The 25,718-nt window shown below is 65.7% G+C and carries 24 protein-coding genes; 7 read left to right on the top strand and 17 right to left on the bottom strand.

Going from position 1 to position 25,718, the window contains the following annotated elements; genetic code table 11:
* Window positions 1-8: 8 nt before the first annotated feature.
* From galE to TabM4_RS17390, 5 genes are all read right to left on the bottom strand, one after another.
* On the bottom strand, window positions 9-1,049 hold the full coding sequence (gene galE, locus TabM4_RS17370) for a UDP-glucose 4-epimerase GalE (RefSeq protein WP_434615240.1): 1,041 nt from the start codon (window positions 1,047-1,049) through the stop codon (window positions 9-11).
* A 286-nt stretch (window positions 1,050-1,335) separates the two neighbouring features.
* Window positions 1,336-1,950 carry a TetR/AcrR family transcriptional regulator gene (locus TabM4_RS17375; protein WP_434615243.1) on the bottom strand — a complete coding sequence of 205 codons (615 nt, stop codon included), beginning with the start codon at window positions 1,948-1,950 and terminating at the stop codon, window positions 1,336-1,338.
* A 51-nt stretch (window positions 1,951-2,001) separates the two neighbouring features.
* Window positions 2,002-2,820, bottom strand: a complete 819-nt coding sequence (locus TabM4_RS17380) for an NlpC/P60 family protein (RefSeq protein ID WP_434615245.1) — start codon at window positions 2,818-2,820, stop codon at window positions 2,002-2,004.
* A complete protein-coding gene (locus TabM4_RS17385) occupies window positions 2,820-4,205 on the bottom strand; it encodes a leucyl aminopeptidase family protein (RefSeq protein ID WP_434622146.1) in 1,386 nt (461 codons plus the stop codon). The genes TabM4_RS17380 and TabM4_RS17385 overlap by 1 nt, the downstream gene beginning before the upstream one ends.
* Before the next feature lie 128 nt (window positions 4,206-4,333).
* Window positions 4,334-4,693: a hypothetical protein gene (locus TabM4_RS17390; protein WP_434615248.1), complete on the bottom strand. Its 360-nt coding sequence runs from the start codon at window positions 4,691-4,693 to the stop codon at window positions 4,334-4,336.
* Window positions 4,694-4,836: 143 nt separating this feature from the next.
* Between TabM4_RS17390 and TabM4_RS17395 the strand changes: the two genes are divergently transcribed.
* The 3 genes from TabM4_RS17395 to TabM4_RS17405 all read left to right on the top strand — a co-directional run bounded on the left by TabM4_RS17395 (window position 4,837) and on the right by TabM4_RS17405 (window position 6,861).
* Complete coding sequence (locus tag TabM4_RS17395; RefSeq protein WP_434615251.1) at window positions 4,837-5,484, top strand: carbonic anhydrase; 648 nt, start codon at window positions 4,837-4,839, stop codon at window positions 5,482-5,484.
* Between the two features lie 86 nt (window positions 5,485-5,570).
* Window positions 5,571-6,551: a sodium-dependent bicarbonate transport family permease gene (locus tag TabM4_RS17400; protein ID WP_434615254.1), complete on the top strand. Its 981-nt coding sequence runs from the start codon at window positions 5,571-5,573 to the stop codon at window positions 6,549-6,551.
* A 1-nt stretch (window position 6,552) separates the two neighbouring features.
* Window positions 6,553-6,861, top strand: coding sequence for a DUF3240 family protein (locus TabM4_RS17405; RefSeq protein WP_434615257.1), 309 nt, complete (start codon window positions 6,553-6,555; stop codon window positions 6,859-6,861).
* A 228-nt stretch (window positions 6,862-7,089) separates the two neighbouring features.
* On the opposite strand, the gene TabM4_RS17410 is transcribed toward TabM4_RS17405, so the two are convergent.
* The 3 genes from TabM4_RS17410 to TabM4_RS17420 form a co-directional block, all read right to left on the bottom strand.
* Complete coding sequence (locus TabM4_RS17410) at window positions 7,090-7,272, bottom strand: hypothetical protein (RefSeq protein ID WP_434615260.1); 183 nt, start codon at window positions 7,270-7,272, stop codon at window positions 7,090-7,092.
* A gap of 319 nt (window positions 7,273-7,591) precedes the next feature.
* The gene (locus tag TabM4_RS17415) at window positions 7,592-8,614 is read right to left on the bottom strand and encodes an aspartate-semialdehyde dehydrogenase (protein ID WP_434622148.1); all 1,023 of its coding nucleotides are present in this window, start codon (window positions 8,612-8,614) and stop codon (window positions 7,592-7,594) included.
* A gap of 98 nt (window positions 8,615-8,712) precedes the next feature.
* Window positions 8,713-9,885, bottom strand: a complete 1,173-nt coding sequence (locus TabM4_RS17420) for an MFS transporter (protein ID WP_434615263.1) — start codon at window positions 9,883-9,885, stop codon at window positions 8,713-8,715.
* Window positions 9,886-10,011: 126 nt separating this feature from the next.
* Between TabM4_RS17420 and TabM4_RS17425 the strand changes: the two genes are divergently transcribed.
* A complete protein-coding gene (locus tag TabM4_RS17425) occupies window positions 10,012-11,043 on the top strand; it encodes a DUF4424 family protein (protein WP_434615266.1) in 1,032 nt (343 codons plus the stop codon).
* Here the strand turns inward: TabM4_RS17425 and TabM4_RS17430 are convergent.
* Window positions 11,040-12,290 carry an MFS transporter gene (locus tag TabM4_RS17430; RefSeq protein ID WP_434615269.1) on the bottom strand — a complete coding sequence of 417 codons (1,251 nt, stop codon included), beginning with the start codon at window positions 12,288-12,290 and terminating at the stop codon, window positions 11,040-11,042. The two genes, TabM4_RS17425 and TabM4_RS17430, sit on opposite strands and share 4 nt — an antisense overlap.
* A gap of 397 nt (window positions 12,291-12,687) precedes the next feature.
* On the opposite strand from TabM4_RS17430, the gene TabM4_RS17435 reads away from it, so the two are divergent.
* The gene (locus tag TabM4_RS17435; protein ID WP_434615272.1) at window positions 12,688-14,295 is read left to right on the top strand and encodes an alpha-amylase family glycosyl hydrolase; all 1,608 of its coding nucleotides are present in this window, start codon (window positions 12,688-12,690) and stop codon (window positions 14,293-14,295) included.
* Here TabM4_RS17435 and TabM4_RS17440 read toward each other — a convergent pair.
* The 8 genes from TabM4_RS17440 to TabM4_RS17475 all read right to left on the bottom strand — a co-directional run bounded on the left by TabM4_RS17440 (window position 14,292) and on the right by TabM4_RS17475 (window position 23,764).
* Window positions 14,292-16,193: a beta-galactosidase gene (locus TabM4_RS17440; RefSeq protein ID WP_434615275.1), complete on the bottom strand. Its 1,902-nt coding sequence runs from the start codon at window positions 16,191-16,193 to the stop codon at window positions 14,292-14,294. The two genes, TabM4_RS17435 and TabM4_RS17440, sit on opposite strands and share 4 nt — an antisense overlap.
* Window positions 16,190-17,047: an SMP-30/gluconolactonase/LRE family protein gene (locus tag TabM4_RS17445; protein WP_434615278.1), complete on the bottom strand. Its 858-nt coding sequence runs from the start codon at window positions 17,045-17,047 to the stop codon at window positions 16,190-16,192. Before TabM4_RS17445 ends, TabM4_RS17440 begins: the two co-directional genes overlap by 4 nt.
* Window positions 17,044-17,652, bottom strand: a complete 609-nt coding sequence (locus TabM4_RS17450; RefSeq protein WP_434615281.1) for a 2-dehydro-3-deoxy-6-phosphogalactonate aldolase — start codon at window positions 17,650-17,652, stop codon at window positions 17,044-17,046. The genes TabM4_RS17445 and TabM4_RS17450 overlap by 4 nt, the downstream gene beginning before the upstream one ends.
* Window positions 17,649-18,545 carry a 2-dehydro-3-deoxygalactonokinase gene (locus TabM4_RS17455; protein ID WP_434615284.1) on the bottom strand — a complete coding sequence of 299 codons (897 nt, stop codon included), beginning with the start codon at window positions 18,543-18,545 and terminating at the stop codon, window positions 17,649-17,651. The genes TabM4_RS17450 and TabM4_RS17455 overlap by 4 nt, the downstream gene beginning before the upstream one ends.
* Before the next feature lie 36 nt (window positions 18,546-18,581).
* Window positions 18,582-20,660 carry an alpha-galactosidase gene (locus TabM4_RS17460; RefSeq protein ID WP_434615286.1) on the bottom strand — a complete coding sequence of 693 codons (2,079 nt, stop codon included), beginning with the start codon at window positions 20,658-20,660 and terminating at the stop codon, window positions 18,582-18,584.
* Window positions 20,657-21,502 (bottom strand): carbohydrate ABC transporter permease, encoded by an 846-nt coding sequence (locus TabM4_RS17465; RefSeq protein WP_434615289.1) that lies wholly within the window; start codon window positions 21,500-21,502, stop codon window positions 20,657-20,659. Before TabM4_RS17465 ends, TabM4_RS17460 begins: the two co-directional genes overlap by 4 nt.
* 1 nt (window position 21,503) lies before the next feature.
* Window positions 21,504-22,448, bottom strand: a complete 945-nt coding sequence (locus TabM4_RS17470; protein WP_434615292.1) for a carbohydrate ABC transporter permease — start codon at window positions 22,446-22,448, stop codon at window positions 21,504-21,506.
* Window positions 22,449-22,510: 62 nt separating this feature from the next.
* Window positions 22,511-23,764: an ABC transporter substrate-binding protein gene (locus TabM4_RS17475; RefSeq protein ID WP_434615295.1), complete on the bottom strand. Its 1,254-nt coding sequence runs from the start codon at window positions 23,762-23,764 to the stop codon at window positions 22,511-22,513.
* 99 nt (window positions 23,765-23,863) lie between these two features.
* Here TabM4_RS17475 and TabM4_RS17480 point away from each other — a divergent pair, with 99 nt between their 5' ends.
* Complete coding sequence (locus tag TabM4_RS17480; RefSeq protein WP_434615298.1) at window positions 23,864-24,646, top strand: IclR family transcriptional regulator; 783 nt, start codon at window positions 23,864-23,866, stop codon at window positions 24,644-24,646.
* 16 nt (window positions 24,647-24,662) lie between these two features.
* Entirely contained in the window at window positions 24,663-25,718 is a 1,056-nt protein-coding gene (locus TabM4_RS17485; protein WP_434615301.1) for an ABC transporter ATP-binding protein, read from the top strand.

A 25,718-nucleotide genomic window follows, 5' to 3' on the forward strand; every position in this document is an offset into this window, starting at 1 on the left:
GCCCGTGCCTAGGCAGCAGGCTCGGCCTCTTGCCGCAAGACAGCGCGTTGGAAGGCCCAGTGATCGGCGCACATTTCCTCGAAAGACCGCTCCGCACGCCACCCAAGCAGATGTTCCGCGCGCTGCGGGTTGGCAACACAGGCGGCCACGTCACCCGGCCTGCGTGCCACGATCTCATGAGGCACCTCAAAGCCGCACTGGCGCGAAAACTCCGCCAAAACCTCTTTCACGCTATGCCCCCGCCCTGTCCCAAGGTTCAGCCGCTCATGTCCCCGCTGCATCCGGCCCGATAAGAGATGCGCCACCCCTGCCACATGCCCGCGCGCAAGATCGACGACATGGATGTAATCCCTGACGCCGGTCCCATCCGGCGTCCCATAATCATCCCCAAAAACCCTGACCCTGTCATGCCACCCCGCCGCCGTCTGCGCAACGAAGGGGAATAGGTTGTTCGGTACCGCCCTTGGGTTCTCACCTATCAACCCCGACCGATGCGCCCCCACCGGATTGAAATATCGGAGAGACAGGGCCACACTGATCTTTCCCGCAAGGACCGCGTCATTGATGACCTCCTCAAGCATCAGCTTGGTCCGCCCATACGGGTTTGACGGTCCGACAGGATGGCTCTCATCCATCGGCGCATCTCCGGGTCCATAGACCGTCGCCGAAGAGGAAAACACCAGTTTCCCGACCCCTTCCGCCCCCATCGCCTCCAGCAAGGCAATGCCGCCCCCGATATTGGCGTCGTAATACATCAAGGGCTCCGCCACGGACTCGCCGACCGCCTTCTTTCCAGCAAGGTGGATCACCACATCGATCCCGTGACGCCCGAGCACGTGCCTGACAAGCTCCCGGTCCCGCACATCCGCCGCATAAGTCGGCACTTCCGTGCCCGTGATCCGCGCGATGCGCTGCAGTACGTCGGTTGCGGCATTCTCGAAGTTGTCGATGATGACCACATCGTAACCTGCGTCCACCAGTTCGACCACGACATGAGACCCGATGAAGCCAGCGCCGCCGGTCGCAAGTACCGAAGTCTTCTTCGCCATTCGCCTCTCCAGAAGAACGCCCGGTGAACAGGAACCACCCGCGCAAGCGATTGTATTAACCAGGGTTAACACCGAAGGCTGGCATGAAACCGCCAGCCGCGCAATCGCCTGAAAAATCGGTGAAAGCAGCTGGCCAGCCGGCACAGCAGGCGGTCATTGCCCGCTCCAAGACCTGCAAAGGACCACGCCCGACCCACAGGGCCAGTCCCCCCATCCCCTCCAGTCCGGCCGGACCAACAGCGATCCGTGGGGCGGAACCCTGCGCCGGTCGACCTAATGCGCTGCCTTAGGCACCATACCGCGCCATGAACATGGCCACCGCCCCCTCCACCACCCGCGCCACATCGCGCGGGGAGGCAGAGCCAAGGCAGAAGATCGCTCGATCATGCAGATCTGCCTTGCAGAGCTGGGCGAACTGATCCGCCGCCAGATCCAGATCCTCGATCCGCACCTCGCCTCGTGCCTCCGCCTTGGCCAGAAACCGCGTCAGCCGCCCCCGCACCAGTTCCGGCCCGCTCTCATAGAAGGCAGCGCCCAGCGCCGGGAACCGGTCGCTTTCCGCCACGCACATCCGAAACATGCGCTGCCCGAATTCCGACTGCGCGAACCCCACGATCCGCTCCCCCGCCAGACGCAGCACCTCGGCCACCGGAGCATCGTCGTCGATCAATTCCTCGGCCTCATCCGCCGCGCGGCGGCATTCGGCCTTCGCCACCTCAAGGAACAGCAACCGCTTGTCGGGGAAATAGCTGTAAAGCGTGGCCTTGCTGACCTTGGCTTCTCGGGCGATTTCATCCACCGACGCGCCTTCGAACCCGTCGCGCAGGAAAATCTCGCGCGCGCCCGCCAGCACCTGATCGAACTTGCGCCCCCGCCGGATCACCTGGCTCTCGTCACCCATTCCACCCACCCCCTTGAAGGGCGCGACCATAGCCCGCCCCACCCGCAGCCGTCAAACCCGCCGCCGCGCCGTCACCGGCCCGCCCCCCTGCGCCGCGATGCGCGCGATGGCCTCGGCCAGCCCTTCCTCCGCCACATCCATGCTGTGCCCATTGGCATGGATGATCCGCCCCGCATCCCGCATCAGCGCGACATGCCCCTTCCAGAAGACCAGATCCCCCCGCCGCAGGTCACCCTCCGTCACCTCCACCCCGATCCGTGCCTGCATGTCACTGTCGCCGGGGCAGTCCCGCCCGCAGGCCAGCATCGCCCCCTGCACCAGCCCCGAACAGTCGATCCCCGTCCCGCTGTTGCCGCCCCACAGATAGGGCGTGCCCAGAAACCCCTCCGCCACCGAAACCGGATCCTCGAACCATGCCTCGACCCGCCGCAGATGCGGCATCGGAAGGAATCCACCTGCCACCCGCGCCCATTTCCCGTCCTCCTCCAGCACCGCCACCCGCGCGCCGAAGGGCAGCGCCGCCACCTCCCGCGCCTGCACCCGCGCATCGGGGTAAAGATGCGTGCCGCGCGCCGCCGCCACCCAATGCGTCGCCGCCAGCGAAGGCCCCACCGCCCCCGCCTCCAGCCAACCGCAATAACCGTCGCGGTCCATCCGCACGAAGACATGCCCCCCGCGTCGCTCCACCACCACCAGCGGCGCGCCCAGCACCACCTGCCGATCACGCGCCCCCCCTGGCCCCGCGCACAGATCCGCCAAAGGCACCGCCACCGCCCCCGCCTTTCCGGCGACGAAAGCCTCGGCCTCCACCTGCCCCCGCAACGCCTCCAGCGCCACGCGGCCGGAAAACGCCGTCACCCTCCGATCCATCACAGGCCCAGCATCGCGGGCAAGCCACACAGCATCGCCCGCGCGCCCTGCCCGACCCCGCCCTTGGGCCGCCCCGGCGCCTCTGTCGGCGTATGGCCATAGATGTCGAAATGCACATAGCGCGGATGGTCGGCAAAGCGCCGCAGGAACAGCGCAGCCGTGATCGACCCCGCGAAACCGAACCCCGGCGCATTGTCCAGATCGGCAATCCCCGGCTCGATCACGCTCTCATAGGCATCATGGAAGGGCATCCGCCAAACCGGATCGCAGCCCGCTACCGCCCCCGCCTCCAGCGCGGCCACCACCCCCGCATCGTCACAGTAATAGGGCGCCAGATCCGGCCCCACCGCCACCCGCGCCGCCCCGGTCAGCGTCGCCATCGACACCAGCAGATCGCAGGGCTCCTCCCCCGCCCAGGCCAGCGCATCACCCAGCACCAGCCGCCCCTCGGCATCGGTATCGTTCACCTCCACCGTCAGCCCCTTCCGGCTGGTCAGAATATCCTTCGGCTTCAACGCATTGCCCGAAACCACATTCTCCACCGCTGGCACGATCACCCGCAGCCGGACCGGCAGCCCCAATTCCATGATCATCTGCGCCAGCCCCATCACCGTGGCCGCGCCGCCCATGTCCTTCTTCATCAGGTTCATGCCGTTCGACGGCTTCAGGTTCAGGCCCCCGGTGTCGAAACACACCCCCTTGCCCACCAGCGTCAGCGCAGGCCCCTCCGAACCCCAGCGCATCTCCATGATCCGTGGCGCGCGCGGGCTGGCCCGCCCCACCGCATGCACCATGGGAAAGCCCTGCTCCAGCAGATCCTCCCCCCGCACCACCGTCGCCGCAGCCCCATGCCGCCCCGCCAGCGCGAAGAATTCCGCCTCCAGTTCCGCAGGCCCCATATCCTGCGCCGGCGTGTTGATCAGGTCGCGCGTCAGGAACTCCCCCCGCGCCATGGCAAGCAGGCGCCCCGCATCCACCCCCTCCGGGCAGATCAGCCGCGCCCCCGCCGCATCCTTCACCGCCCGATAGCGGCCAAAGCGATACTGCGCCAGCAACACCCCCAGCGCCGCCTCTTCCCTGTCGGCCACCGCCTCAAGCCCCGACAGCCGCCACGCCCCCGCAGGCAATCCCGCCACCGCCCGGGCCAGCCCGAACCGCTGCCGCCGCCGCGCCTTCGCCGTGCCGAACCCGGCCACCGCCGCCACGACGGACCCATCCGCCCCCGGAAGCAGCCGAACCTCGCCCAGATCGCCCTTGAACCCCGTCGCAGCCAGCCACGCCGCCGCCTCCGGCCCCAAGGCCGCGCCCAGCCCCTCCACCCCATCGGGCGATACGACATGCAGCACCCGCGCCCCGGCAGAGGCATCGGCAAATTCAGGCGTCAGGAATGGCAGCGCATCCACGGTCATTGAAAGGCATCCGGCATCAGGCCCGGAACCACCTCCGGGCAGGTGCCGCAGCCTAGGAACAGCCCGCCCCGCCCGCAAGGGCACAGCAGCGCATCACGCGGGCCTCAATCCCGCACCAGCGACCGCTCCGCCACCCGCACCAGCCGCGCCCAGACCGCCGCAAAGGCCGTCGGATCTCCCTGCAGCAGCACGACGCGCGCATCCGCCGCCACCTGCGACAGGCTCACCAGCCCGACACCCGCCGCCATGGCCTGCAACCGCTTCAAGGCGCGCGGCAGCGTCTCGAATTCATGCCGCTCCACCTGCGCGCACATGACCGTCACCGAAAGCGCCAATTCGCCCACGGCCCGCGTCACCATCTTCGCACCCGGATCAGGTCCCAGCCGATCAAAGATCGCCAGAATGGCCCCCTCATCCTCGTTCACCCGCTCATGCGGATGCAGCTCCACCACACGGCTCGCCATCCAGTCCCCCGAAAGCGCATCACACCCGGACACAGCATGAATCGTGCCACTGAACGAAAGGTTGCCGCGCCGGGAAATAAACACTCGAATTTTCCTATACTTCGCCCTAGGAAGGCAGCGAACCGCCCGCACAGGGACGCCCGATGCACCACGCCCGCCCCCTTCCCGCCTATCTGATCAGCCGTTTCCATGGCTGGCGCGCGACAACCTACCAGGACAACAAGGCCTGGTATCGCCGCCTCGCCGAAAGCGGCCAGCACCCGCGCGCGATGGTGATCTCCTGCTGCGACAGCCGCGTCCACGTCACCTCCATCTTCGGCGCGGATGAAGGCGAATTCTTCATCCACCGCAACGTCGCCAACCTCGTGCCGCCCTACAACCCGGACGGCGAATATCACGGCACCTCGGCGGCGGTGGAATATGCCGTCACCTCGCTCGGCGTCGCCCATATCGTGGTGCTCGGCCATTCCAACTGCGGCGGCGTCAAGGGCTGCCATGACATGTGCTCCGGCCACGCCCCGGCACTCGAAGAGAAATCCTCCTTCGTCGGCCGCTGGATGGACATCCTCCGCCCCGGCTATGACCGGGTCAAGGCAACCGCCCCCGCCGACCCCCTCCGCGCGCTGGAGAAAGAGGCGGTGCTGGTCAGCCTCGAAAACCTCATGACCTTTCCCTTCGTCCGCACCGCGGTCGAGGATGATCGCCTCACCCTCCACGGCCTCTGGACGGATACGGGCGAAGGCGGGCTGGAACAGTTCGATCCCGCCCGCGGCGGTTTCGTCACGGTCTGACCGCAACCCCCGCATTTCTGCGCCGCAGCATCTTCACAGCGCCGTGATCGGCGCTATCTTGCGCCCGGACAAAAGGGGAAACAGCCATGCAAGACATCCTGACGCTGGCAGGTGCCAACCTGCTGACGCCCATGATCCTCTGCTTCGCCCTCGGCCTCGGCGCGGCCCTCGCAAGGTCCGAACTTTCGGTTCCCGAAGCGGCGGCCAAGGCACTCTCGATATACCTCCTCTTCGCCATCGGCTTCAAAGGCGGCGTCGCCGTCGCCGATCACGGCCTTGACGGCAACCTCCTCACGGCCCTCGTCGCAGGCGTCCTCCTCTCCTTCGCCCTGCCCTTCGCGGCCTTCGCGCTCCTCAAGACGCTCACTCGCCTCTCGGTCACCGACGCCGCCGCCGTCGCGGCGCATTACGGCTCCATCTCCATCGTCACCTTCGTCACCGCCACCTCCGTCCTGCAATCGCAGGGCATCGCCGCCGAAGGCTACATGGTCGCCGTCGCCGCGGCGATGGAGGCCCCGGCCATCATCTCCGCCCTCTTCATCGTCTCCCGCGCGGGCGGCCGCAGCGAAGGCATGGATGCCGAACTCTGGCGCGAGATCCTCCTCAACGGCTCCATCGTCCTCCTCGTCGGCTCCTTCGCCATCGGCCTCATCACCGGGGCCGAAGGCATGGCACGCATCGAAAGCTTCATCGTCTCCCCCTTCCAAGGCGTCCTCTGCCTCTTCCTCCTCGACATGGGCCTCGTCGCCGGGCGCGGCCTGCGCGGCGCGCGCGGCGTCCTCACCGCAGGCACCCTCGCCTTCGGCCTCCTCATGCCCGTCATCGGGGCCGCCGCAGGCCTCGCCGCCGCCTTCCTGCTCGGCCTCTCGCCCGGCGGCACCGCCCTCCTGATGACGCTCTGCGCCTCCGCCTCTTACATCGCGGTTCCCGCCGCCATGCGCGTGGCCCTGCCCGAGGCCAACCCCTCAATCTACCTCACCCTCTCGCTGGGGATCACCTTCCCCTTCAACCTCACCCTCGGCATCCCGGCCTATGTCGCCGTGGCCACCGCCCTCACCGGAGGCTGACATGCAAACCCATCAGGCAAAGCGCGTCGAAATCATCATCGAAGCCCCGATGGAAACCCGCCTGACCGACGCGCTCACCCGTGCGGGGGTCACAGGTTTCACCGTCCTCCCCGTCCTCGGCGGCTCGGGTCGCTCGGGCCGCTGGACGCGCGAGGGGCAGGTCGGCCGCGCGGGCATGGTGGCCGTGATCTGCCTCATCCGCCCCGAACGGCTCGACACCCTGCTCGAGGCCGCCTTCACCGTGGTCGAACGCCATATCGGCGTGGTCAGCATCACCGACACGCAGGTCCTGCGCGCCGAACGCTTCTGATCCCTTCGTACCGGGCCAAATACCCACAGGGGGTGAATTGGCCGCATGGCCAAGAGGGGGCGCGTGCGCCCCCTGTCCCCGGAGGAGGCGCGCATGCGCCGACGACAGAAAAGCTCTGCGGCGGCACGCCGCTCCGCCGGATCACCGCCGGTCCGATCTCCCCCGCAACGCAAGACGCCCGGCGCTGGCAGGCAACCGGGCGTCCGGGTCACGCGACGCGGCCTCCGCTCAGGCCGCCATCCTGACCTGTCCGTTGCGCGCCGCCTTCCGCGACCGCACGATCACGGCATGGGCCGCGAAATCGTCATGGAACAGCGCCTGCAACTCGGCCCGCGCCAAGGTGCGCGGCACCTGCGCGCCCTCCTCTTCCACGGACGATTTGCGGATCGTTTCGACAAGCATCTTCAACATGTGACAGCCCCCCGGCGATGATCATTGAACATCCCCAGATCACCGGATCGCAGGCCCGCGCTCAATCCGGCATGGGACTTGCAGGGCGGAACAGTCGTATGACGCCAATACCTTGGCAGGTAAGCCATGCCCGAATGGCCATCGCCGATGCTGCCGATTCCGTCAGGCAGCCAGCCCTCCTGATGCCCGCCTGAGGCAGGGCCACCACCGCCCTCCGATCAGGTCACAGGCCGATTCTCCCCGCCCGACCCCGCCCGCAAACCCCGCAAAGAAAAAGGCCCCGCCAAAGCGGGGCCCCCGTCTCAACCGTCCGGCAACCTCAGCCCTTCTTCAGGCAGCGGTTCCCCAGCACTTCCGCGATCTGCACCGCGTTCAGCGCCGCGCCCTTCCGCAGGTTGTCCGACACGCACCACAGGTTCAGCCCGTTCTCGATCGTGCTGTCCTGCCGGATGCGGCTGACATAAGTGGCATACTCGCCCACGCATTCGATCGGCGTGATATAGCCACCCGCCTCGCGCTTATCCACGACCAGAACCCCCGGCGCCTCGCGCAGGATATCGGTCGCCTCTTCCCAGTCGAGGTAATCCTCGAACTCGATGTTGATCGCTTCCGAATGGCCCACGAAGACCGGCACCCGCACGCAGGTCGCCGTCACCTTGATCTTGGGATCGAGGATCTTCTTCGTCTCGGCCACCATCTTCCACTCTTCCTTCGTCTCCCCGCTATCAAGGAACACGTCGATATGCGGAATGACGTTGAAGGCGATCTGCTTGGGGTAGACCTTCGGCTCCACTTCCTGACCGGGCACGAAGATGCCCTTGGTCTGGTTCCACAGCTCGTCCATCGCCTCCTTGCCGGTGCCGGACACGGATTGATAGGTGGCCACGACGACGCGCTTGATCCGCGCGCGGTCATGCAGCGGCTTCAGCGCCACCACCATCTGCGCGGTCGAACAATTCGGGTTCGCGATGATCATCTTGTTCTTGTAGCGGACCACGTCATCCGCGTTCACTTCCGGCACGATCAGCGGGATCTCCGGGTCATAGCGGTACAGCGACGAGTTATCGATCACCACGCAGCCCTGCGAGGCCGCCTTCGGCGCATAGACCTTCGTCGCGTCCGACCCGATGGCGAACAGCGCGATGTCCCAGCCCGTGAAATCGAACGTGTCCAGATCCTGCGTCTTCAAAGTTCGGTCGCCAAAGCTGACTTCCGTCCCCAGCGATTTTCGCGACGCCAGCGCCGCGATCTCATCGACCGGAAACTCGCGTTCCGCGAGGATGTTCAGCATTTCCTTGCCAACGTTGCCCGTGGCACCGACGACTACGACCTTGTAGCCCATCATGGATCTCCTTTTCCCGCCCCCTCCATCGGGGACGGGGCCGCATACCCCAAGCAGGGCAGGGGGAAAAGCGGATTCGCAGGCCGCGCGCCAATCCGTCAGTCGGTGCGATCCTGCGAGAACAGATAGACCACCATCCCCACCGCCAGCGTCCCGGCAAAGAACAGGAAAATCCCCTGATAGGGCACCTCCGCCGCGCCCCCCTCCAGCCCCGCATGGATGCGGCCCGTCACCACCTGCGCCAGCCCCACCGCCCCGATCCCGAACAGGTTCAACAACGTCACCCCCCGCCCGGTCAGATGCGGCGGCACGAATGCCCGACCATGCGCCATCACCATCGGAAAGGACGCGCCAAAGAACCCCAGCGCCGCCAGCAGCGCCAGCGTCACCCATCCCCCCGCCGCAGGCATAGCCCACAGCGCCAGCAGGCAGCCCAGAACCCCGGCGTTCCCCCCGAAGATCAACCATTTCCGCGTGCCCAGCACCCGGTCCAGCGGCCCATAGGCGAAATTCCCCGCCACCATCGCCGCCCCCATCACCAGCGTGGCCACCCCGATCGCCGCCGCTTCCGCCCCGAACACGTCGCGATAGTAGGGCCCTACCCACAGCCCCCGCAGCCCCGCCGCGGGCGCATAGCAGGCCGCCATCATGATCAGCACGGGCCAAAGCGCGGGCATCCGCAGCAGGTCCATCAAGGACCCCTTCCCCGCCCCCTCCACCTTCGGCGGATCGCGCACCAGAAGGCCCAGCGCCAGCGCGACGGCCAGCGTCACCCCCGCCAGCCCCCACAGCGTCTCACGCCAGCCGAACGCCTCCACGGCGGCGGCAAGGGGCAGGCTCGACGCGATGTTCCCCATCGACCCGACCCCGATCACCACCCCCGCCAGCGTGCCGAAGACCGCCGCCGAATAGGTCCGCGCAAAGATGTAATAGGCCGCCATCAGCACCGGCGCGCAGCCCACCCCGATCAGCGCCATGGCCAGCGTCACCGCCCCCGGCCCCTGCGCCATGGCAAAGACCGCAGCCCCTCCCGCGCCCCCAAGGCCCAGCAGCACCGCCGCCGTCAGGCGCGGCCCCACCCGGTCCAGCGCCGAACCCACCGGGATCTGCATCACCGCAAAGACAAGGAACCAAACCCCCGAGGCCCGCGCCAGATCCTCCGCCCCGGCCCCGATCTCCACCGAAAGCACGGGCGCCAGCACAGCCAGAAACGCCCGATAGAACTGCGACAGCACATAGGCCGCCACCAAGGCAGCAATCCCCGCGATCATCCTGAGAGTCCCTCCATCCCGGCGCGCACCCTGCCAACCCCGCGCGCCCTCCGCAACCCCCGCTCAAGGCTTGCCTGCCCGCAGTCCCCGGCGCACACTCCCCCCATCCCCGTGCAAAGGTGTCCCATGTTCCGCGCCGCCCTTTCCCTCCTCCTGCTCGCCACCACCGCCGCCCATGCCAATGACGGCTTCGGCGGCATCGCCGCCACCGGCCTCCACTTCGCCCGGACCGATGCCATCGCGATGGAGACGGAAGACCTCTACATCTCCCCCGACCGCATCCGCGTCACCTACACCTTCCGCAACCTCACCGATGCCGATGTGACGGGCGAGGTGATCTTCCCCCTCCCGCCCATCCCGCTTCAGGCGCTGATGACCTCGGATTTCAACATCCCCGAAGGCGACCGCGACAACCTCGTGAACTTCACCGCCACCGTGGACGGCCAACCCATCCCCGTTTCCATCGACCGCATCGCCGTGATCGAACCGCCATGGGATGAAACCCGCCCCCTCTCCGCGCAATACGACACGCCCGGCAGGGACGTCACCGCCGCCCTCCGCGCGGCCAATCTCCCCCTGACCATCGACATCAAAAGCCTGACCGACGCCCTCTTCATCAAGACACCCGCCGAACGCGCCCAACTCACCGCCGCAGGCCTTGCCGAATTCTACGACGGCGACCCCGCAACCGGCATGCCCGCCGAGGTCTGGCCCCTCTGGTCCATCGTCCTGCGCCACCACTGGACGCAGACCTTCCCCGCAGGCCAGACACTCACCATCGCCCATGAATACGAAAACCGCCCACCGGGCGGCCTCTTCTACTGGGAACACCCGGCCACCGAAGGCTGGGCCGCCGATTACGCCACCCGCTACTGCATCGACGAGGGCACCTCGCGCGGCATCGCCAAACGCCTTGCCCCAAGCGATGGCATGGGCATCGCCTACAACCTCTCCTATGTCCTGCGCACAGCCAATTCATGGGCAGGCCCCATCGGCGACTTCCGCCTCACGCTCGACAAGGGCGCGCCGGAAAACATCATCTCGCTCTGCGCCACGGGCGTGGAAAAGACGGGCCCCACCACCTTCGAAATCCGCAAGCGGAACTACAGCCCCGACCGCGACCTAGAAATCCTGATCGTCACCCCGCCGCCCGGCTAGGCGGCGGCGGCCACGGGCCCCCGTTTCTCCCGCACCGGCAGATGGACGATGGCCGAAAACGCCCCCACCCCCACGCCGATCCACCAGACCAGCGTATAGCCCCCGGTGATGTCATACATCATCCCCCCCAGCCACACGCCAAGGAACCCGCCGATCTGGTGGCTCAGGAACACCACGCCATAAAGCGTCCCCATATAGCGCAGCCCGTAAAGATGCGCGACCAGCCCGCTCGTCAGCGGCACCGTGGCCAGCCACAAGGCCCCCATCACGGCGGAAAACACCAGCACCGATTCCGGCGTGATGGGCAACAGGATGAACACCGCCGCCGCGATGGTCCGCCCCGTATAGATCCCCGCCAGCAGATATTTCTTGGTGTATTTCTTCCCCAGCCACCCCGCCGTCACCGTACCCACGATGTTGAACAGCCCGATCATCGCAATCGACACCGCCCCCAGCGCGCTCGTCGTCGTGATCCCCATCCCCGCCAGCATCCCGCCCGGATCGATGGGCCCGCACAGCTCCGTCACGAATGCCGGGAAATGCGCGGTGATGAAGGCCAGTTGATAGCCGCAGGAAAAGAAGCCAAGGAAGATCAGCGTATAGGACGGGTCCTTGAAGGCCCGCTTCAGCACGACCCCCATGCTCTCCTCCAGCTCCGCCTTGGAGGCCACCTTGGGCGACCGGATGAAGGGCAGCGCAAACAGCGATGACAGGATCACCACGGCAAAGATCAGGAAGACTTCCTGCCAGCTATAGGACTGCAAAAGGAACTCCGCCACCGGTGCCCCGATCACCTGCCCCGCCGACCCCGCCGCCGTGGCGATGCCCAAAGCCATCGACCGGTTCTCGGCACTCGCCGCGCGGCCCACGATGGCCAGCACCACGCCAAAGCCCGTCCCGGCAATGCCGAACCCCACCAGTATCTCCAGTACCTGCATCTGCCCCGGCGTGATGGCCCATGCCGAAAGCACCAGCCCCGCCGCATACATCAAGGCCCCCGCCACGATGGCCTTCCTGTCCCCGAACCGCTCCGCCACTGCCCCGAACAAAGGCTGCCCAATCCCCCAGGCCAGGTTCTGGATGGCGATGGCCAGCGAGAACTCCGCCCGCGCCCAGCCGAACTCCTCCGCAATCGGAATCTGGAACACCCCGAAACTCGCCCGGACGGCAAAGCCCAGCATCAGGATGACGCATCCCGCAATCAGGACCGGGGTGATCAGCGGGGCCTTCGCGGCTTGGGCGGTCATGGGAAACCCTTTCTCTGTCCCGCATCTTCTCCGCCCGCCGGGAAACAAGGTCAAATGCAGATTTGTGATGCAGACAATCGCGCCATCCGATAGCCCGCGCCACCCCGCCCCTTCATCCCGGCCCAAATACCCCCCCTTGCGCGGCCCGCCACCCCGCGCTTCCTCCGGAACGAAGCGCTTCCCTCTCCCTCCCGGAACGGAGGGAGAGCGTCAGGGAGAGGGGGGCATCCCCGACAGTGCGACGCAAAACCTTAACGCCAACCTGCCCATTTCCTCATCCACCGCCCGCTGCGTATGTACAGTTTGCGGCACAGAATACGGCACCGCTCCCGGTACACCCTGTTTCCGCCCCAAGAACCCCGCTAGGCTTCCCCGAACAGGCAGAAAAGGGGTCCAGATGTCGTCGCAGGATTGGTGGAAAGGTGCCGTCACCTATCAGGTCTATCCCCGCAGTTTTCAGGACAGCAACGGTGACGGCATCGGCGATCTTCCGGGCATAACCGCCCGCCTTCCCCATATCGCCGACCTCGGCGTGGATGCCGTCTGGCTCTCGCCGATCTTCACCTCACCCATGCGCGACATGGGCTATGACGTCTCCGATTACACCGACGTCGACCCCACCTTCGGCACGCTGAACGACTTCGACGCGCTCATCCAGCGCGCCCATGACCTCGGCCTGAAAATCATTATCGACCAAGTGCTTAGCCACTGCTCGGACCAGCACCCCTTCTTCACCGAAAGCCGCGCCAGCCGCGACAACCCGCGCGCCGACTGGTTCGTCTGGGCCGACCCGAAAAAGGACGGCACGCCCCCCACCAACTGGCTCTCGGTCTTCGGCGGCAGCGCATGGACATGGGACGCGCGGCGCAAGCAGTACTATCTTCACAACTTCCTGTCAGAACAGCCCGACTTCAACTTCCACAACCCCGCCGTGCAGGACTGGCACCTCGCCAACATGCGCTTCTGGCTCGACCGCGGCGTGGACGGCTTCCGCTTCGACACCGCCAACTATTTCTTCCACGACCCCCAACTCCGCGACAATCCTGCCGACTTCCGGGAAAAATCGCGCCCCGACGGCAACCCCTACGAGATGCAGTATCACCTGTTCGACAAGAACCGCCCCGAAACGACAGGCTGGATGGAACGCATCCGCAGCCTGCTCGACAGCTATGACGCGCGGGCCTCGGTGGGCGAAGTCGGCGACAGTCACCACGCCATCCGCCTGATGGGGGAATACACGGGGCGCAACCGCCTGCACCAGTGCTACAGCTTCGAGATGATGGGGAACGACTACACCCCCGCCACCTTCCGCCAGAAGATCGAGGATTTCTTCGCCGGCGCCCCGAACGGCTGGCCGATGTGGGCCTTCTCCAACCACGACGTGCCGCGCCACGTCACCCGCTGGGCCGCGCATGGCACCACGCCCGACGCGCTGGCCAAACAGGCCGCCGCGCTGATCCTGTCCTTCGAAGGCTCCATCTGCCTCTGGCAGGGCGAGGAACTGGGCCAGACCAACACCGACCTCACCTTCGACGAGTTGACCGATCCCCAAGGCATCGCCTTCTGGCCCGAACCCGTGGGGCGCGACAATACCCGCACCCCGATGGTCTGGGACGCCTCCGAAAACGGTGGCTTTTCAACGGGCAAACCGTGGCTGCCGGTAAAACCGCCCCAACTTTCCCGCAACGTCGCGACACAGGCCGCCGACCCCGACTCGGTGCTGAACTACTACAAGCTAATGCTTCGTTACCGCAGCGAACGGTCCGAACTCCGCACCGGCCGCACCCGCTTCCTCGACCTGCCCGACCCCGTGCTCGGCTTCACGCGCGGCGATGCGCTGGCCTGCTTCTTCAACCTGTCGCCTTCGGAAAACGCCATAAGGATCAAAGGCCTGTCATCCCTGACAGGCCCCTGCATCGGCGCATCCCTCGACGGAGAAACCCTCACCCTCGGCCCCAATGGCGTAGCCTTCGCGAACCTGTCAGGCAAGGCAGAGACGCCCTAAAGCGCCTCCCACCACACCCCGGCGGGGGGGATCACCACCCCGCCCCATTCCACCGGAACGGGGTTGTAGTTGAACCAGAAGCGGTGCGTGTCGGTATCCCGCCGCCGCAGCCCCTCGGGCAGCACCTCGACCGAGATCCCCCGCGCGTCACACAGCGCCGAAAGCATCCGGTCCAGCACCGCCTCCTCCGGCCAGCCGCCCAGATAATGCAACCCGCCGGAACGGATCAGCACCGGCCAACCATCCGTCGCCCGCTCCACCACTTCGGCCCCGGTCTCGATCTTCTCACGCCAGTGCAACAGGTTACCCCCTGCCTCCAGCGGCACGGGCACATCCGGCGGCAGGCTTTCCACCCGCGCCACCACCGCATCCAGCCCCGGCAGGTTCGGCGGCAGCGGCACCGGAGTCGCAAACTCCACCGTCTTGGCATTGCTGCGCGGCCCGATCAGCGCCGCGCCCTGATGCGCCTTCAACGCGCCAAGGAAAGCGTCCGACAAAGTCGCCACCCCCGGCGCCAGCACCAGCTTGTAACCCGACAGGTCCGCCACATCCGGGGCCAAGATATCCACGTTCAGACCCAGCCGCCGCAGCCCGCGATAGAAGGCAAAGGCCAGCCGGAAATAGTCGAAATCCCGCCCCTGCGGCTGCGTCTGCCAAGCCCACGCGCTGGCATAGTCGAAGACCAGCGCCACATCCGCCCGCGCCGTCCCCACATCCGGCATCGCCGCCAGTTCCCGCGCGACTTCACCAGCCTCTTCAAAGGCTTGCGCGGGCGCGGAGTCAGGCCTCAGCAACCCCGCATGCATCTGCTCCTGCGCGAAAGGCGCCTGCCGCCAGCGGAAATAGCAGACCGCCTCCGCCCCGTGGGCAAAGGCCTCCCAAGCCCAAAGCCGCGCCATCCCGGGCAGCGGGTCGGCATTCCACGGCGCCCAGTTCACAGGCCCCGGCTGCTGCTCCATGATCCACCACCGCCCACGGCCCACGGCTCGGTAAAGGTCATGGTGGAAGGCCTGAAAATCCGGGTCCCCCTGCCGCACGAATCGACGCTTATGCTCGGCCGTCACCTCCAGCCGGTCCGACAGGAAGCCCAGCGGATAGGCGTCCCAAGACGCGATATCCAGATCCGCCCCCACCGCGAAATGGTCGAATTCCGTGATCCTTCCCATATAGTTATGGGCAATCGGCGCGCCCGAGAATTTGCGGATGATCTCCGTCTGCACACGGTTGAACGCCGCCACCTCGTCGCTCGCGAACCGGCGGAAGGCCATGACATGCGACGGGTTCGCCTCGGTCACGGTCAGGTTGGGCAAGCCGATCTCGTCGAAAGAGGAATACTCCATCGACCAGAACACGTTCCCCCAGGCGCGGTTCAGCGCCTGCGGGCTCTGGTACCGCTGCGCCAGCCATTCGCGGAAGGCATCGCGCGCGGCCTCCGAATAGCTCAGCACCGTATCGTGGCAGCCATATTCATTGTCGGTCTGCCACGCCGCCACATGCGGGTTCCGCCCATAGCGCCGCGCCAGTTCGGTGACGATCCGCGCCGATTCCGCACGGTATCCCCGATGCGAAAAGCAGTAATGCCGCCGCGACCCGAACCCCCGCGGCCGCCCCTGCGCGTCCACAGCCAGCATGTCGGGATGCTTCGCCAGCATCCAGCGCGGCGGCGTCGCCGTGGGCGTCCCCAAGACAACCTTCAGCCCCGCCTTGCCCAGCGTGTCGATGGCCCGGTCCAGCCAGTCCCAGTCGAACCGCCCCGGCTCCGGCTCCATCCGGCTCCAGGCGAATTCGCCGATGCGGACCCATGTCAGGCCCAGCGCCGCCATGCGGGCGGCATCCTCGGCCCATTTCGCCTCGGGCCAGTGTTCCGGATAGTAGCAGACGCCGAGAGTGCGCTTCAAAACTTCACCTGTGCTTCGGGCAGTCCACGGCCAACGCCTTGAACCGCAAAGGTCTTTCCGGCGTCCGGGTCCGCCGCCCGCGCCGCCGCGTCCATCCCCTCATGAGCCGTGGTGCAGAAAAGCGTCGCCAACCCCTCCCCCCCGAAAGCGGGGCAAGAGGTCTGCGAAGCACCCATCGGCACCGCCTTCAGGAACCGCCCGTCAGGCGCATAGCAGGCCACCCGCCCCGCCCCCCATTGCGCGTTCCAGAGGTTCCCATCCGCATCAACCGTGGCCCCGTCGGGGTAAAGCCCCTCCGCCGCCAGATCGACGAAGGTCCCCGGCTGACCCACAGGCCAGCCATCCGCATCCAAGGCCACCGTCTGGATGCGCTGTGTCACCGTGTCCGAGAAATAGGCCCGCGTCCCATCCGGCGCGAAGCAGATCGAATTGGGGATCGTCAGCCCCGAGAAGATCCGCCGCATCTCACCCCGATACCAGCGCCAGATCGACCCGCGTCCGGGGTCGTCCCCTCCCCGTTTGCCCATCGTCCCAATCCAGAACCCGCCCTGCCTGTCCGCCCGCCCGTCATTCGACCGCGTGCCGGGATCGTCAGCCTCCAATTCGGCAACGGTCTCGATCTCTTCCGTCTCCAGATCGAAAAGGAACAGGTCCCGCTCCCCCGCTATCAGCAGCACGTCACGCGACACCCATCCGGCGGCAGAGACAAGCTCCACGAAGGACCACGTCCGCGCCTCGCCATCCTCGACCGAATGCAGCTTCTTCCCAAGGATATCGAACCAGAAGAACTGCCGCCGCAGGGGATGCCACAGCGCCCCCTCGCCCAGTTCGCAGACCCGCGCGTCGAAGATCATCCCCGCGCCTCGTCATAGGCCGCCACGATCCGCGCCGCCCGTGCCGCCACTTCGGCCACCGAAAGCCCCGGCGTGTAAAGCGCCGTGCCGATGCCGAACCCATCCGCCCCGGCCTTGATCCACTGGGCGAAGTTCTCCGCCCCCGCCCCGCCCACGGCATATACCTGACAACCCTTCGGCAGCACCGCGCGGATGGCCTTCACCCCGTCCGGCCCGATCAAGCTTGCGGGAAAAATCTTCAACCCATCCGCCCCGGCCTTCAGCGCGGCAAAGCATTCCGTCGGCGTCATCACCCCCGGCCAGCTTTGCAGACCCCGCGCCTTGGTCGCGGCGATCACCTCCGGGTCGCAATTGGGCGACACGATCAGCCGCCCCCCTGCATCCGCCACCTCGGCCACATCGGCAACCGTCAGCACCGTCCCCGCCCCGATCACCGCATGATGGCCCAGCGCCTTTACCATCGCAGCGATCGACGTCACCGGATGCGGGCTGTTAAGCGGCACCTCGATCGTCGTGATCCCCGCCTTCACCAGCGCCTCTGCCACCGGCACCGCCTCATCCGGGGTGATCCCCCGCAGGATGGCGATGATCTTGCGTTCCGTCATGCCGTCACCTTCGCGCGGGTCGCCGCCAGCCCGGCAAGGACGGCATCGCCCCCCTTCACCAACCGCGCCTCGACCCCCAATCCCTTCAAAGCCCTTGAATACGAGGCGGAAATTCCCTCCGACCCCACGATGGCCACCGCCTGACCCAGCCAATAGGGCCGCGCCGCCGCCAGTTCCATCCCGATCAGCAATCCCGACAGCCGCGCCCGCGCCGCCGCTGCCGAAAGACCCGCGATAAGCCCCTCGGCGCGGATGCCGAACAGCCTCGCACCGATGCGCTCAGGCCGCGACAAGGCATCCGACACGCCCGCATCGAAAGCCGCGTCATCCCAGCCCTCGCCCTGCATCCCGTGCCGCAGGACCGAGGCCTGCGACAGCAGCGCGAACATCTCGCCCGTCATGTAGGTTTGGAAGCTGACCACCTCACCGGCACTCAGATGCGCCCATTTCGAATGGGTCCCGGGCAGGCAGATCACCCCGTCGAACCCCGGCAGCAGGGCCAAAGCCCCTGCAATCTGCGTCTCTTCGCCCCGCATAACATCGGCGGGCGACGATTGCTTCAACCCCGGCACTAGCCGCACCCGGATGCGCGGGTCCCGAGTGGGCGCGGTCACAAGCGATCCGGCATCCAGCGGGATGCAAGGCACGGCCCGATAGGGCGCCTCATGCCAACCCTGACGGCTGCCCACCATGCCGCAGGCCACGACATCGGTCACCGTTCCGTCGGCCAACCACGGCGAAATCAGGCGCAAGAGCGCAGGTTCGAACCCGTCACGCTCCAGCCGCCCCATCCCATCCTCGGAAACCGCCTGCGCCAAGATCCCCTCGCGCCCGATGGCGAAGGCGCGCAGGTTCGTGGTGCCCCAGTCGACCGCAATCCAATCCGCTTTCATCGGCCAACCTTTCCCGTCGCGCCCCAATCCGCCAGGCTAGACACGCTCGCCCTCCACGACCCAGATCGTGACAGGCCATGCCACCGGCAACAGCACCCCGCGCTGCATGAGCGCACGCCCCGTCAAGGTCAACTCCCCGGATTTCAGGGCATTGGGCCCGCGCGACTGGCGCGGTGCATCCTCGGGGTTGACCAGCCTAAGGCGATAACGGGCCTCCGGCTCCAATCCGATAAGGCGCAGGGGGCGCGGCAGGATCTGCACGCTCGTCTCCCCTTGCCCGGCGAACAGGACAAAGCGCCCGCCATCGGCGGCCATCTGCACCTCGGCCACCACCGCGGGATCATCGCTGTCGATGCGGTGGATCGTGCCACCCAACATCCAGCCGCGATTGGCCTTCCACCACGCGGTCACAGATTTCAGCGTAGCTGCTTCTTCCCCCTTCAACTCGCGCAGGTCCATCTCGAAACCGAAATGCCGCTGCGCCGCGACCCATGCCCGGAAGGACATCGGTAGAACACGCCCCGAGGTATGCGACTTCCGCGGCCCCACATGGCTGCCGGTGATCGCGGCAGGAAGGAACAGCGCTGCATCATGTTGCATCCGAAGCCGTTCCAAGGCGTCGTTGGAATCGGAAAGCCACACGCGGTGCGTATGGGACAGGATTCCCGCATCGATCCGGCCGCCGCCACTGGCGCAGCTTTCGATCTCCACCGCCGGGTGCGCCTTGCGCAGCGAAGCGAGGAGTTCATAGATCCCACGCGTCTGGGCGGCATCCACGACGGGAAGCAGGCGGTTGTGATCCCATTTGATGTAGTCAATGGGATATTCCGCCAGGATCTCGGACACCGCGTTGAACAGGTATTCCCGCACCTCGGGTTTCGACAGGTCCAGCACCATCTGGTTCCGCCCCGCTACCTGATCGGCGGGCCCCAGCATCCAGTCGGGATGGGCGCGCATCAGATCGCTGTCCGGGTTCACCATCTCGGGTTCGAACCACAGACCGAAGGTCATGCCCAGCTTGTGCACATGGGCAATCAGCGGATGCAGGCCGTCGGGCCATTTCCGCTGGTCCACCGTCCAATCGCCAAGCGAGGTGGTGTCGTCATCCCGCCTGCCGAACCAGCCGTCATCCAGAACGAACCGTTCCGCCCCCATCTCGGCGGCGCGGTCGGCGATGGCGGCGAGGTCGGCCAGATTGTGGTTGAAGTAGATCGCTTCCCAGCAGTTGTAATGCACCGGCCGCGCCCGCGCCGGATCGGGCCATGTCACCACCCGGTCGCGGATGTCGCGCTGGAAGGCAGCCCCTATCCCGTTCAGGCCCGCCCGCGATGAAACGGCCAGCAGTTCCGCCGTCTCGAACCGCATGCCCGGCGCCGTTTCCGCCCCCCAGGCGTGGCCGAACTGAACTTGACGGCGACCGTCCGGCAATTCCTCGGCCACCATGCGATGCCCGCCGGACCAGCCGTAATGCAGGGCGCGCGCCTCGCCGGCACTGTTCGTCGCGCCGCGCCCGGCAAGGATGACATAGGGTGGATGCTCATGCCCTGAACGCCCCGTCCGCGCCTCGCGCAGGCGGATGCCGGGCGTCCATGCGACGCGGTTCAGATGGAATTCGCGCGTCCATTTGCCGTGAACGTCGATGATGTCGCCATCCTGCGGCGCGGGCAGAACCGGGGCCGCCAGCCAGTGCAGGCGCACGGGCCGCTTGGCATCCAGAACCGTGCGCAGGCCGATCACCCCTGTCGGATAGGCCCGCAACTCATGTGTCAGGCGCAGTCCTTCCGCCACACTGACAAGGCGCAGAAGGGTATCGTCCTCCTCTGCCCTTTCAAAGCTGAAGACCGGCAGCATCGGCGCGCCGTCCTCGGCCGAAAGCACAAGCCCCGCTTGCCCCTGAAAGGCCCGCCCCGCCTCAGGGCAGAGCGACAACGCGGGAAGTCTGTCCAGCATGCCCCCCGTCAGGTCGTTGCGAACAGAGGCGGCAAGTTCGGCCAGATCTTCCCCCTCCGGCAAGGCAGGCCCCCACCAGATCACCTCGGGAATGCCCCCCGATGTCGTGACCGCGATGGTCTGCGCAAGGTCGCCGCTTCCGGCATCCAGCCTGAATTCCGTCACTTCACCGCCCCCAGCGTCAGGCCCGCGATGAAATGCTTCTGCATCAGGAAGAACATCAGAACCGGCGGCAGCGCGGCGAGGATCGATCCCGCCGAAACCAGATGCCATTGCGCGATCCATTGCCCGTTAAGCGAGGACAGACCCGCCGTGATCGGTTGGCTGTCCACGCCTTGCGTCAGCACCGTTGCCCAGAAGAAATCGTTCCAGATGAAGGTGAAAACCAGCACGGAAAGCGCCGCGATGGCGGGGCGCATCAGGGGCAGCACGATGAACCAGAAGATCCGCCATTCCGACACGCCTTCAACGCGCGCGGCCTCAATCAATTCGTAAGGAAGTGCCTTGATAAAGTTCCGCATGAAAAGGGTGCAGAACCCGGTCTGGAAGGCGATATGGAACAAGGCAAGCCCATACCACGTATCGTACATCCCAAGGTTCAGGGTCATGTCCCGGACCGGCACCATCAGGATCTGGAACGGCACGAAGTTTCCCGCAACGAACATGAAGAAAACAAGGATGTTGCCACGGAATCCGTACACCGCCAGCGCAAACCCCGTCATCAGCGAAAGCCCAACCGCGCCGATCACCGTGGGGATCGTCACCCAAAGCGAATTCAGCATGTACTGCCCGATGGGCGTCTGGGTGAAGATGAAGATATAGTTTTCCCATGCAATGCCGGACGGCATGCCGAAATAGTTGCCCTGCGCCAGATCGGAAGCAGGCCGCAGCGAGGTCAGCGCCACGCCAAGCAGCGGGAAAAGCCAGATCAGCAGGGCCACGGGCAAGGCAATGGTATAAAGCCACTGCGCCGCGTTGCTGGATTGTTGGATGGGACGGGGGAACATCTCAGCGCTCCTTCTCGTCGCGCCACATCTTCCAGATGAAGCCCGAAATGAAGATCATCATGATGGCGAAAAGGACGACGGCGATGGCAGCACCATAGCCCATGCGGAAGCCGAACTCGCCCAAGGCCATCTCGAACATGTAATAGGACAGCACGCGGGACGATCCGAAGGGTCCGCCCGTCGTCATGATCGACACAAGGTCAAAGCTGCGCAGCGCGCCGATGACGGTGACGATCACGGCGATGAACGTTGCAGGGCGTAGTTGCGGCAGAACCACATACCACAGCATCCGCCAGCCCTTGGCACCGTCCAGCCGCGCAGCCTCGATCTGATCGGGGGCAACGTTGTTCAGGCCGGTCAGGTACAGGATCATCACATAGGCGATCTGCGGCCAGAGGCCCGCGACGATGATGCCATAGGTGACAAGATCGGGGTCTGCGAGGATGGCCGTGCCCTGCCCCGTGATCGCCTCGGTCAGCAGGTAGAACAGGCCGAAATTGGGTGCGTAGAACCATGCGAAGATCAGGCCGACGACGACCTGACTAATAACAAAAGGAAAGAAAAACAGAGACTTGTACAGGCGGATGCCCGTAACCGTCTGGTTCAGGAAGATCGCGATGAACAGCCCGATGGGCAGCGCGGCCATGTACAGGACCAACCATTTCAAGTTGTTCCAAAGGGATGTCTCAAAAGCCGGGTCGGTCATTAACTCAGCATAATTTCGCAGGCCGACGAAGGTGCCAGTGAATTCGCCATCCCGGTTGTACAACCCGTTCCAATCATAGAACGACAGGGTGACGCTTTCCACGATGGGCCACAGCACATAGACCGTGAACATGAAAAGCCCGGGCGCAAGGAACAGCCAAGGCGCTATGGTGCGCTGGTTCCAGCGCCGAGCCGCCCTCTGACCGGCGCCTGCCGAAGTCAATTCCGTTGCCTGTGCCATCTGTCCCCCCCGTAACAGAAAACGGGCGCCCCCCGCAAAAGAGGGACGCCCGCGTCGTCAGATTACTGCGGGTACAGACGCAGACGGGTCTGTTCCAGACGCTCCAGGATCGCTTCAAGCTGATCCGGCTGCACGAGGAACTGCTGGAAGCCTTCCATGCCGGCCTTGGCATATTCGGCATCCGCGTCGCGGTCCCAGAACTGTGCGATACCGCCCGTCGCGGTGGACAGGGCCTGGAAGCCCGCCGTCAGGAACGGATCGGCCGGATCGACCGCCGCGTTCTTGTTGGTGGGCAACTGGCCAACGGCCGCGTTCCACTTCGACTGCGCTTCGGCGCTGGCGATATAGGCCAGGAACTTCTTCGCATCATCCGGGTTCTTCGCGCCGGAGGTCAGGTGGATCGTGTCGGTCGGCGCTTCTTCGGCGCGGGCGATGCCGGGGGTGATTTCCGGGAACACCATGAAGCCGAGGTTGTCATTCGTCATCCCGCCTTCCTTGAAGACGCCGACGGCGAAGTTGCCCATCACGTAATGGGCGGCCTTGCCCTGCACGAAGATCGCAGCGGCATCCTGCCAGTCGATCGCGGCATGGTTCGCGGTGACATAGGGCTGCAGCTTGGCGAATTCCGCGAACACGGCGCGGGCTTCCGGCGAGGTCCACGAAATCTTGCCTGCGGCGAGATCGCTGTGGAACTGATAGCCGTTGGTACGGAGGCTCAGGTAGTCGAAGATACCTGCCACGGGCCAAAGCGCGCTGGAACCGGTGGTGACGCAGTCGATCTCGGCTGCCTTGAACTTTTCGCAATTCGCAAGGAACTGCTCCCAGGTCACGCCACCTTCGCCCGGCAGTTCGACACCAGCCGCGGCGTAAGCGTCGCGGTTATAGTAGATGCCCCACTGATAGTAGGTGTAGGGGATCGCATACTGCTTCCCGTCGATGGTCGACGACGGGACGGACGAGGCGAGCGCATCGTTAAGGCCGTTTTCAGCCCAGACGTCCGAAATATCCGCGAACAGGCCGGCTTCGACGAAGGGACGCATACGGTTCGCGGCATACCAGTTGGCCAGATCCGGCGGGTCGGCGGTCAGGAAGTTGCGGATCGCGTTCTTGTAGGCTTCGTGGTCGAAGTTCGTAAGCTGGATGTCGATCTCAGGGTTCGCAGCTTCGAAATCCGCGATCAGGGCTTCGGCGGCAGCCAGAGGAATGGGATCGTAGTCAGCATTCCAGGTGACGACGCGCTTGTCCTGCGCGAAGGCCGACGTGGACAGCATCAATGCCGCCACGAGGGCCAAGGCGCCCGTTTTCTTATGGACCATGGTTTCCTCCCGCTTGGTTCCATTATGTGAAACTTAGTCTTGAATATTGAAAACTATGCGGCCTATCGTTTAAGCTGTCAACAGGGATGGAAGGCGGTCATGTCTGCGGAACAGGGTGACGGAACAGTCGGCAAGGCGCTGGATGTGCTGGACATGGTCGCAGCCTGCGGTCGCCCTGTGCGCTTCTCCGAACTTCTGACGGCGTCGGTCTATCCCAAGGCAACCCTCTACAGGCTGATCCAGACGCTTGTGCATCAGGGGATGCTTTCCTTTGACAGCGACCGCCAGACCTATGCTCTTGGCGTTCGGCTTGTGCGCCTCGCCCACGCGGCGTGGGCGACATCCTCGCTGGCCCCGATCGCGCGGCCCTATCTGGATGAATTGGCTGCAGAAACGGGCGAAACGATCCACCTTGCGCAACTGGACAACGGGCAGGTTCTGTACGTCGACAAGCGCAATTCGGCCAAACCCGTGGAGATGTTCGCGCAGGCCGGGAAAGTGGGTCCGGCCTATTGCACCGGCGTGGGCAAGGCGATGCTCGCCTTCCTTCCGGACGAGGCGCTGCAACGTGCCATCGACAGGCAGAGCTTCCACAGGTTCACGCCCCACACTCTGGATACGCCAGAGACGCTAAGGACAGAGTTGGAAGCGATTCGCGGACGAGGTTATGCCTTCGACCGCGAGGAGCATGAGCCGGGAATCATTTGCTGCGCCGTGCCGATCCTGTCCCGGACAGGGCGGGTGATCGGCGCGCTTTCAGTGACATCGACAACGGCGCGGACCTCGCTTTCTCAGCTTGAAGCGGGCGCGGATCGGATCAAGGACACGGCGGCGCGCATTGCCGCAGAGGCGGAAAGCTGGCGCTTTCCGGAACAGGGATAATCAGGGAGGGGATGCCATGTCAGGGGTAACGCTGCAGAAGGTCGTAAAGCGATTTGGGGATGTTCAGGTCATCCATGGGGTCGATCTGAAGATCGAAGATGGGGAATTCTGCGTCTTCGTCGGCCCTTCGGGTTGCGGGAAATCCACGCTGTTGCGCATGGTTGCAGGCCTTGAGGAAACCTCGGACGGGGCAATCCGCATTGGGAACCGCGACGTGACACAGGCCGACCCGTCGGAACGCGGCGTGGCGATGGTGTTCCAGACCTATGCGCTTTACCCTCATATGACGGTGGCCGAGAACATGGGATTCGGCCTCAAGATGACCGGGCATCCCAAGGCCGAGATCGACCGCAAGGTCGCAGAGGCCGCGCGCATCCTGAAGCTGGACGAACTTCTGTCGCGCAAGCCGAAGGCGCTTTCGGGTGGGCAGCGGCAGCGCGTCGCCATCGGGCGGGCCATCGTGAGGGGGCCGGAAGTGTTCCTGTTCGACGAACCACTTTCGAATCTGGATGCCGAATTGCGGGTGGAGATGCGGGTGGAAATCGCGCGCCTGCACCGCGAGATCGGGGCGACCATGATCTATGTGACGCATGATCAGGTGGAAGCCATGACGCTTGCCGACAAGATCGTCGTGCTGCGCAAAGGGCGGGTGGAGCAGGTGGGCAAGCCGTTGGAACTGTACCACAATCCCGACAACCGCTTTGTCGCGGGCTTCATCGGCAGCCCGGCGATGAATTTCGTCGCGGCCAAGGTCGAGGGCGCGGGCAGCGTTGCGGCGGCGGGCCTGTCTTCGTCGGTTGCGGCAGGGGTGACGCTGCCGGGCGCGGGCGCGAAGGTGGAGGTGGGCCTGCGCCCGCAGCATCTGCGGGTCATCGAAGGCAGCACGCACAGGGTGGACATGACAGAGGCGCTGGGCGGTGTCAGCTATATCCACGTGACGGCCGCGACAGGGGAAAAACTGGTGATCGAAGCGAAGGGGGATGTCATCCCAGAGATCGGATCGCAGGTGGGTGTCGGGTTCGACGCGGCCGATGCGCTTTTCTTCGACGAGGCGGGGCTTCGCCTGCGCTGA

It is taken from the genome of Tabrizicola sp. M-4 (genome assembly GCF_051132405.1).
In the GTDB taxonomy this organism is placed as follows: Bacteria; Pseudomonadota; Alphaproteobacteria; order Rhodobacterales; family Rhodobacteraceae; genus Paragemmobacter.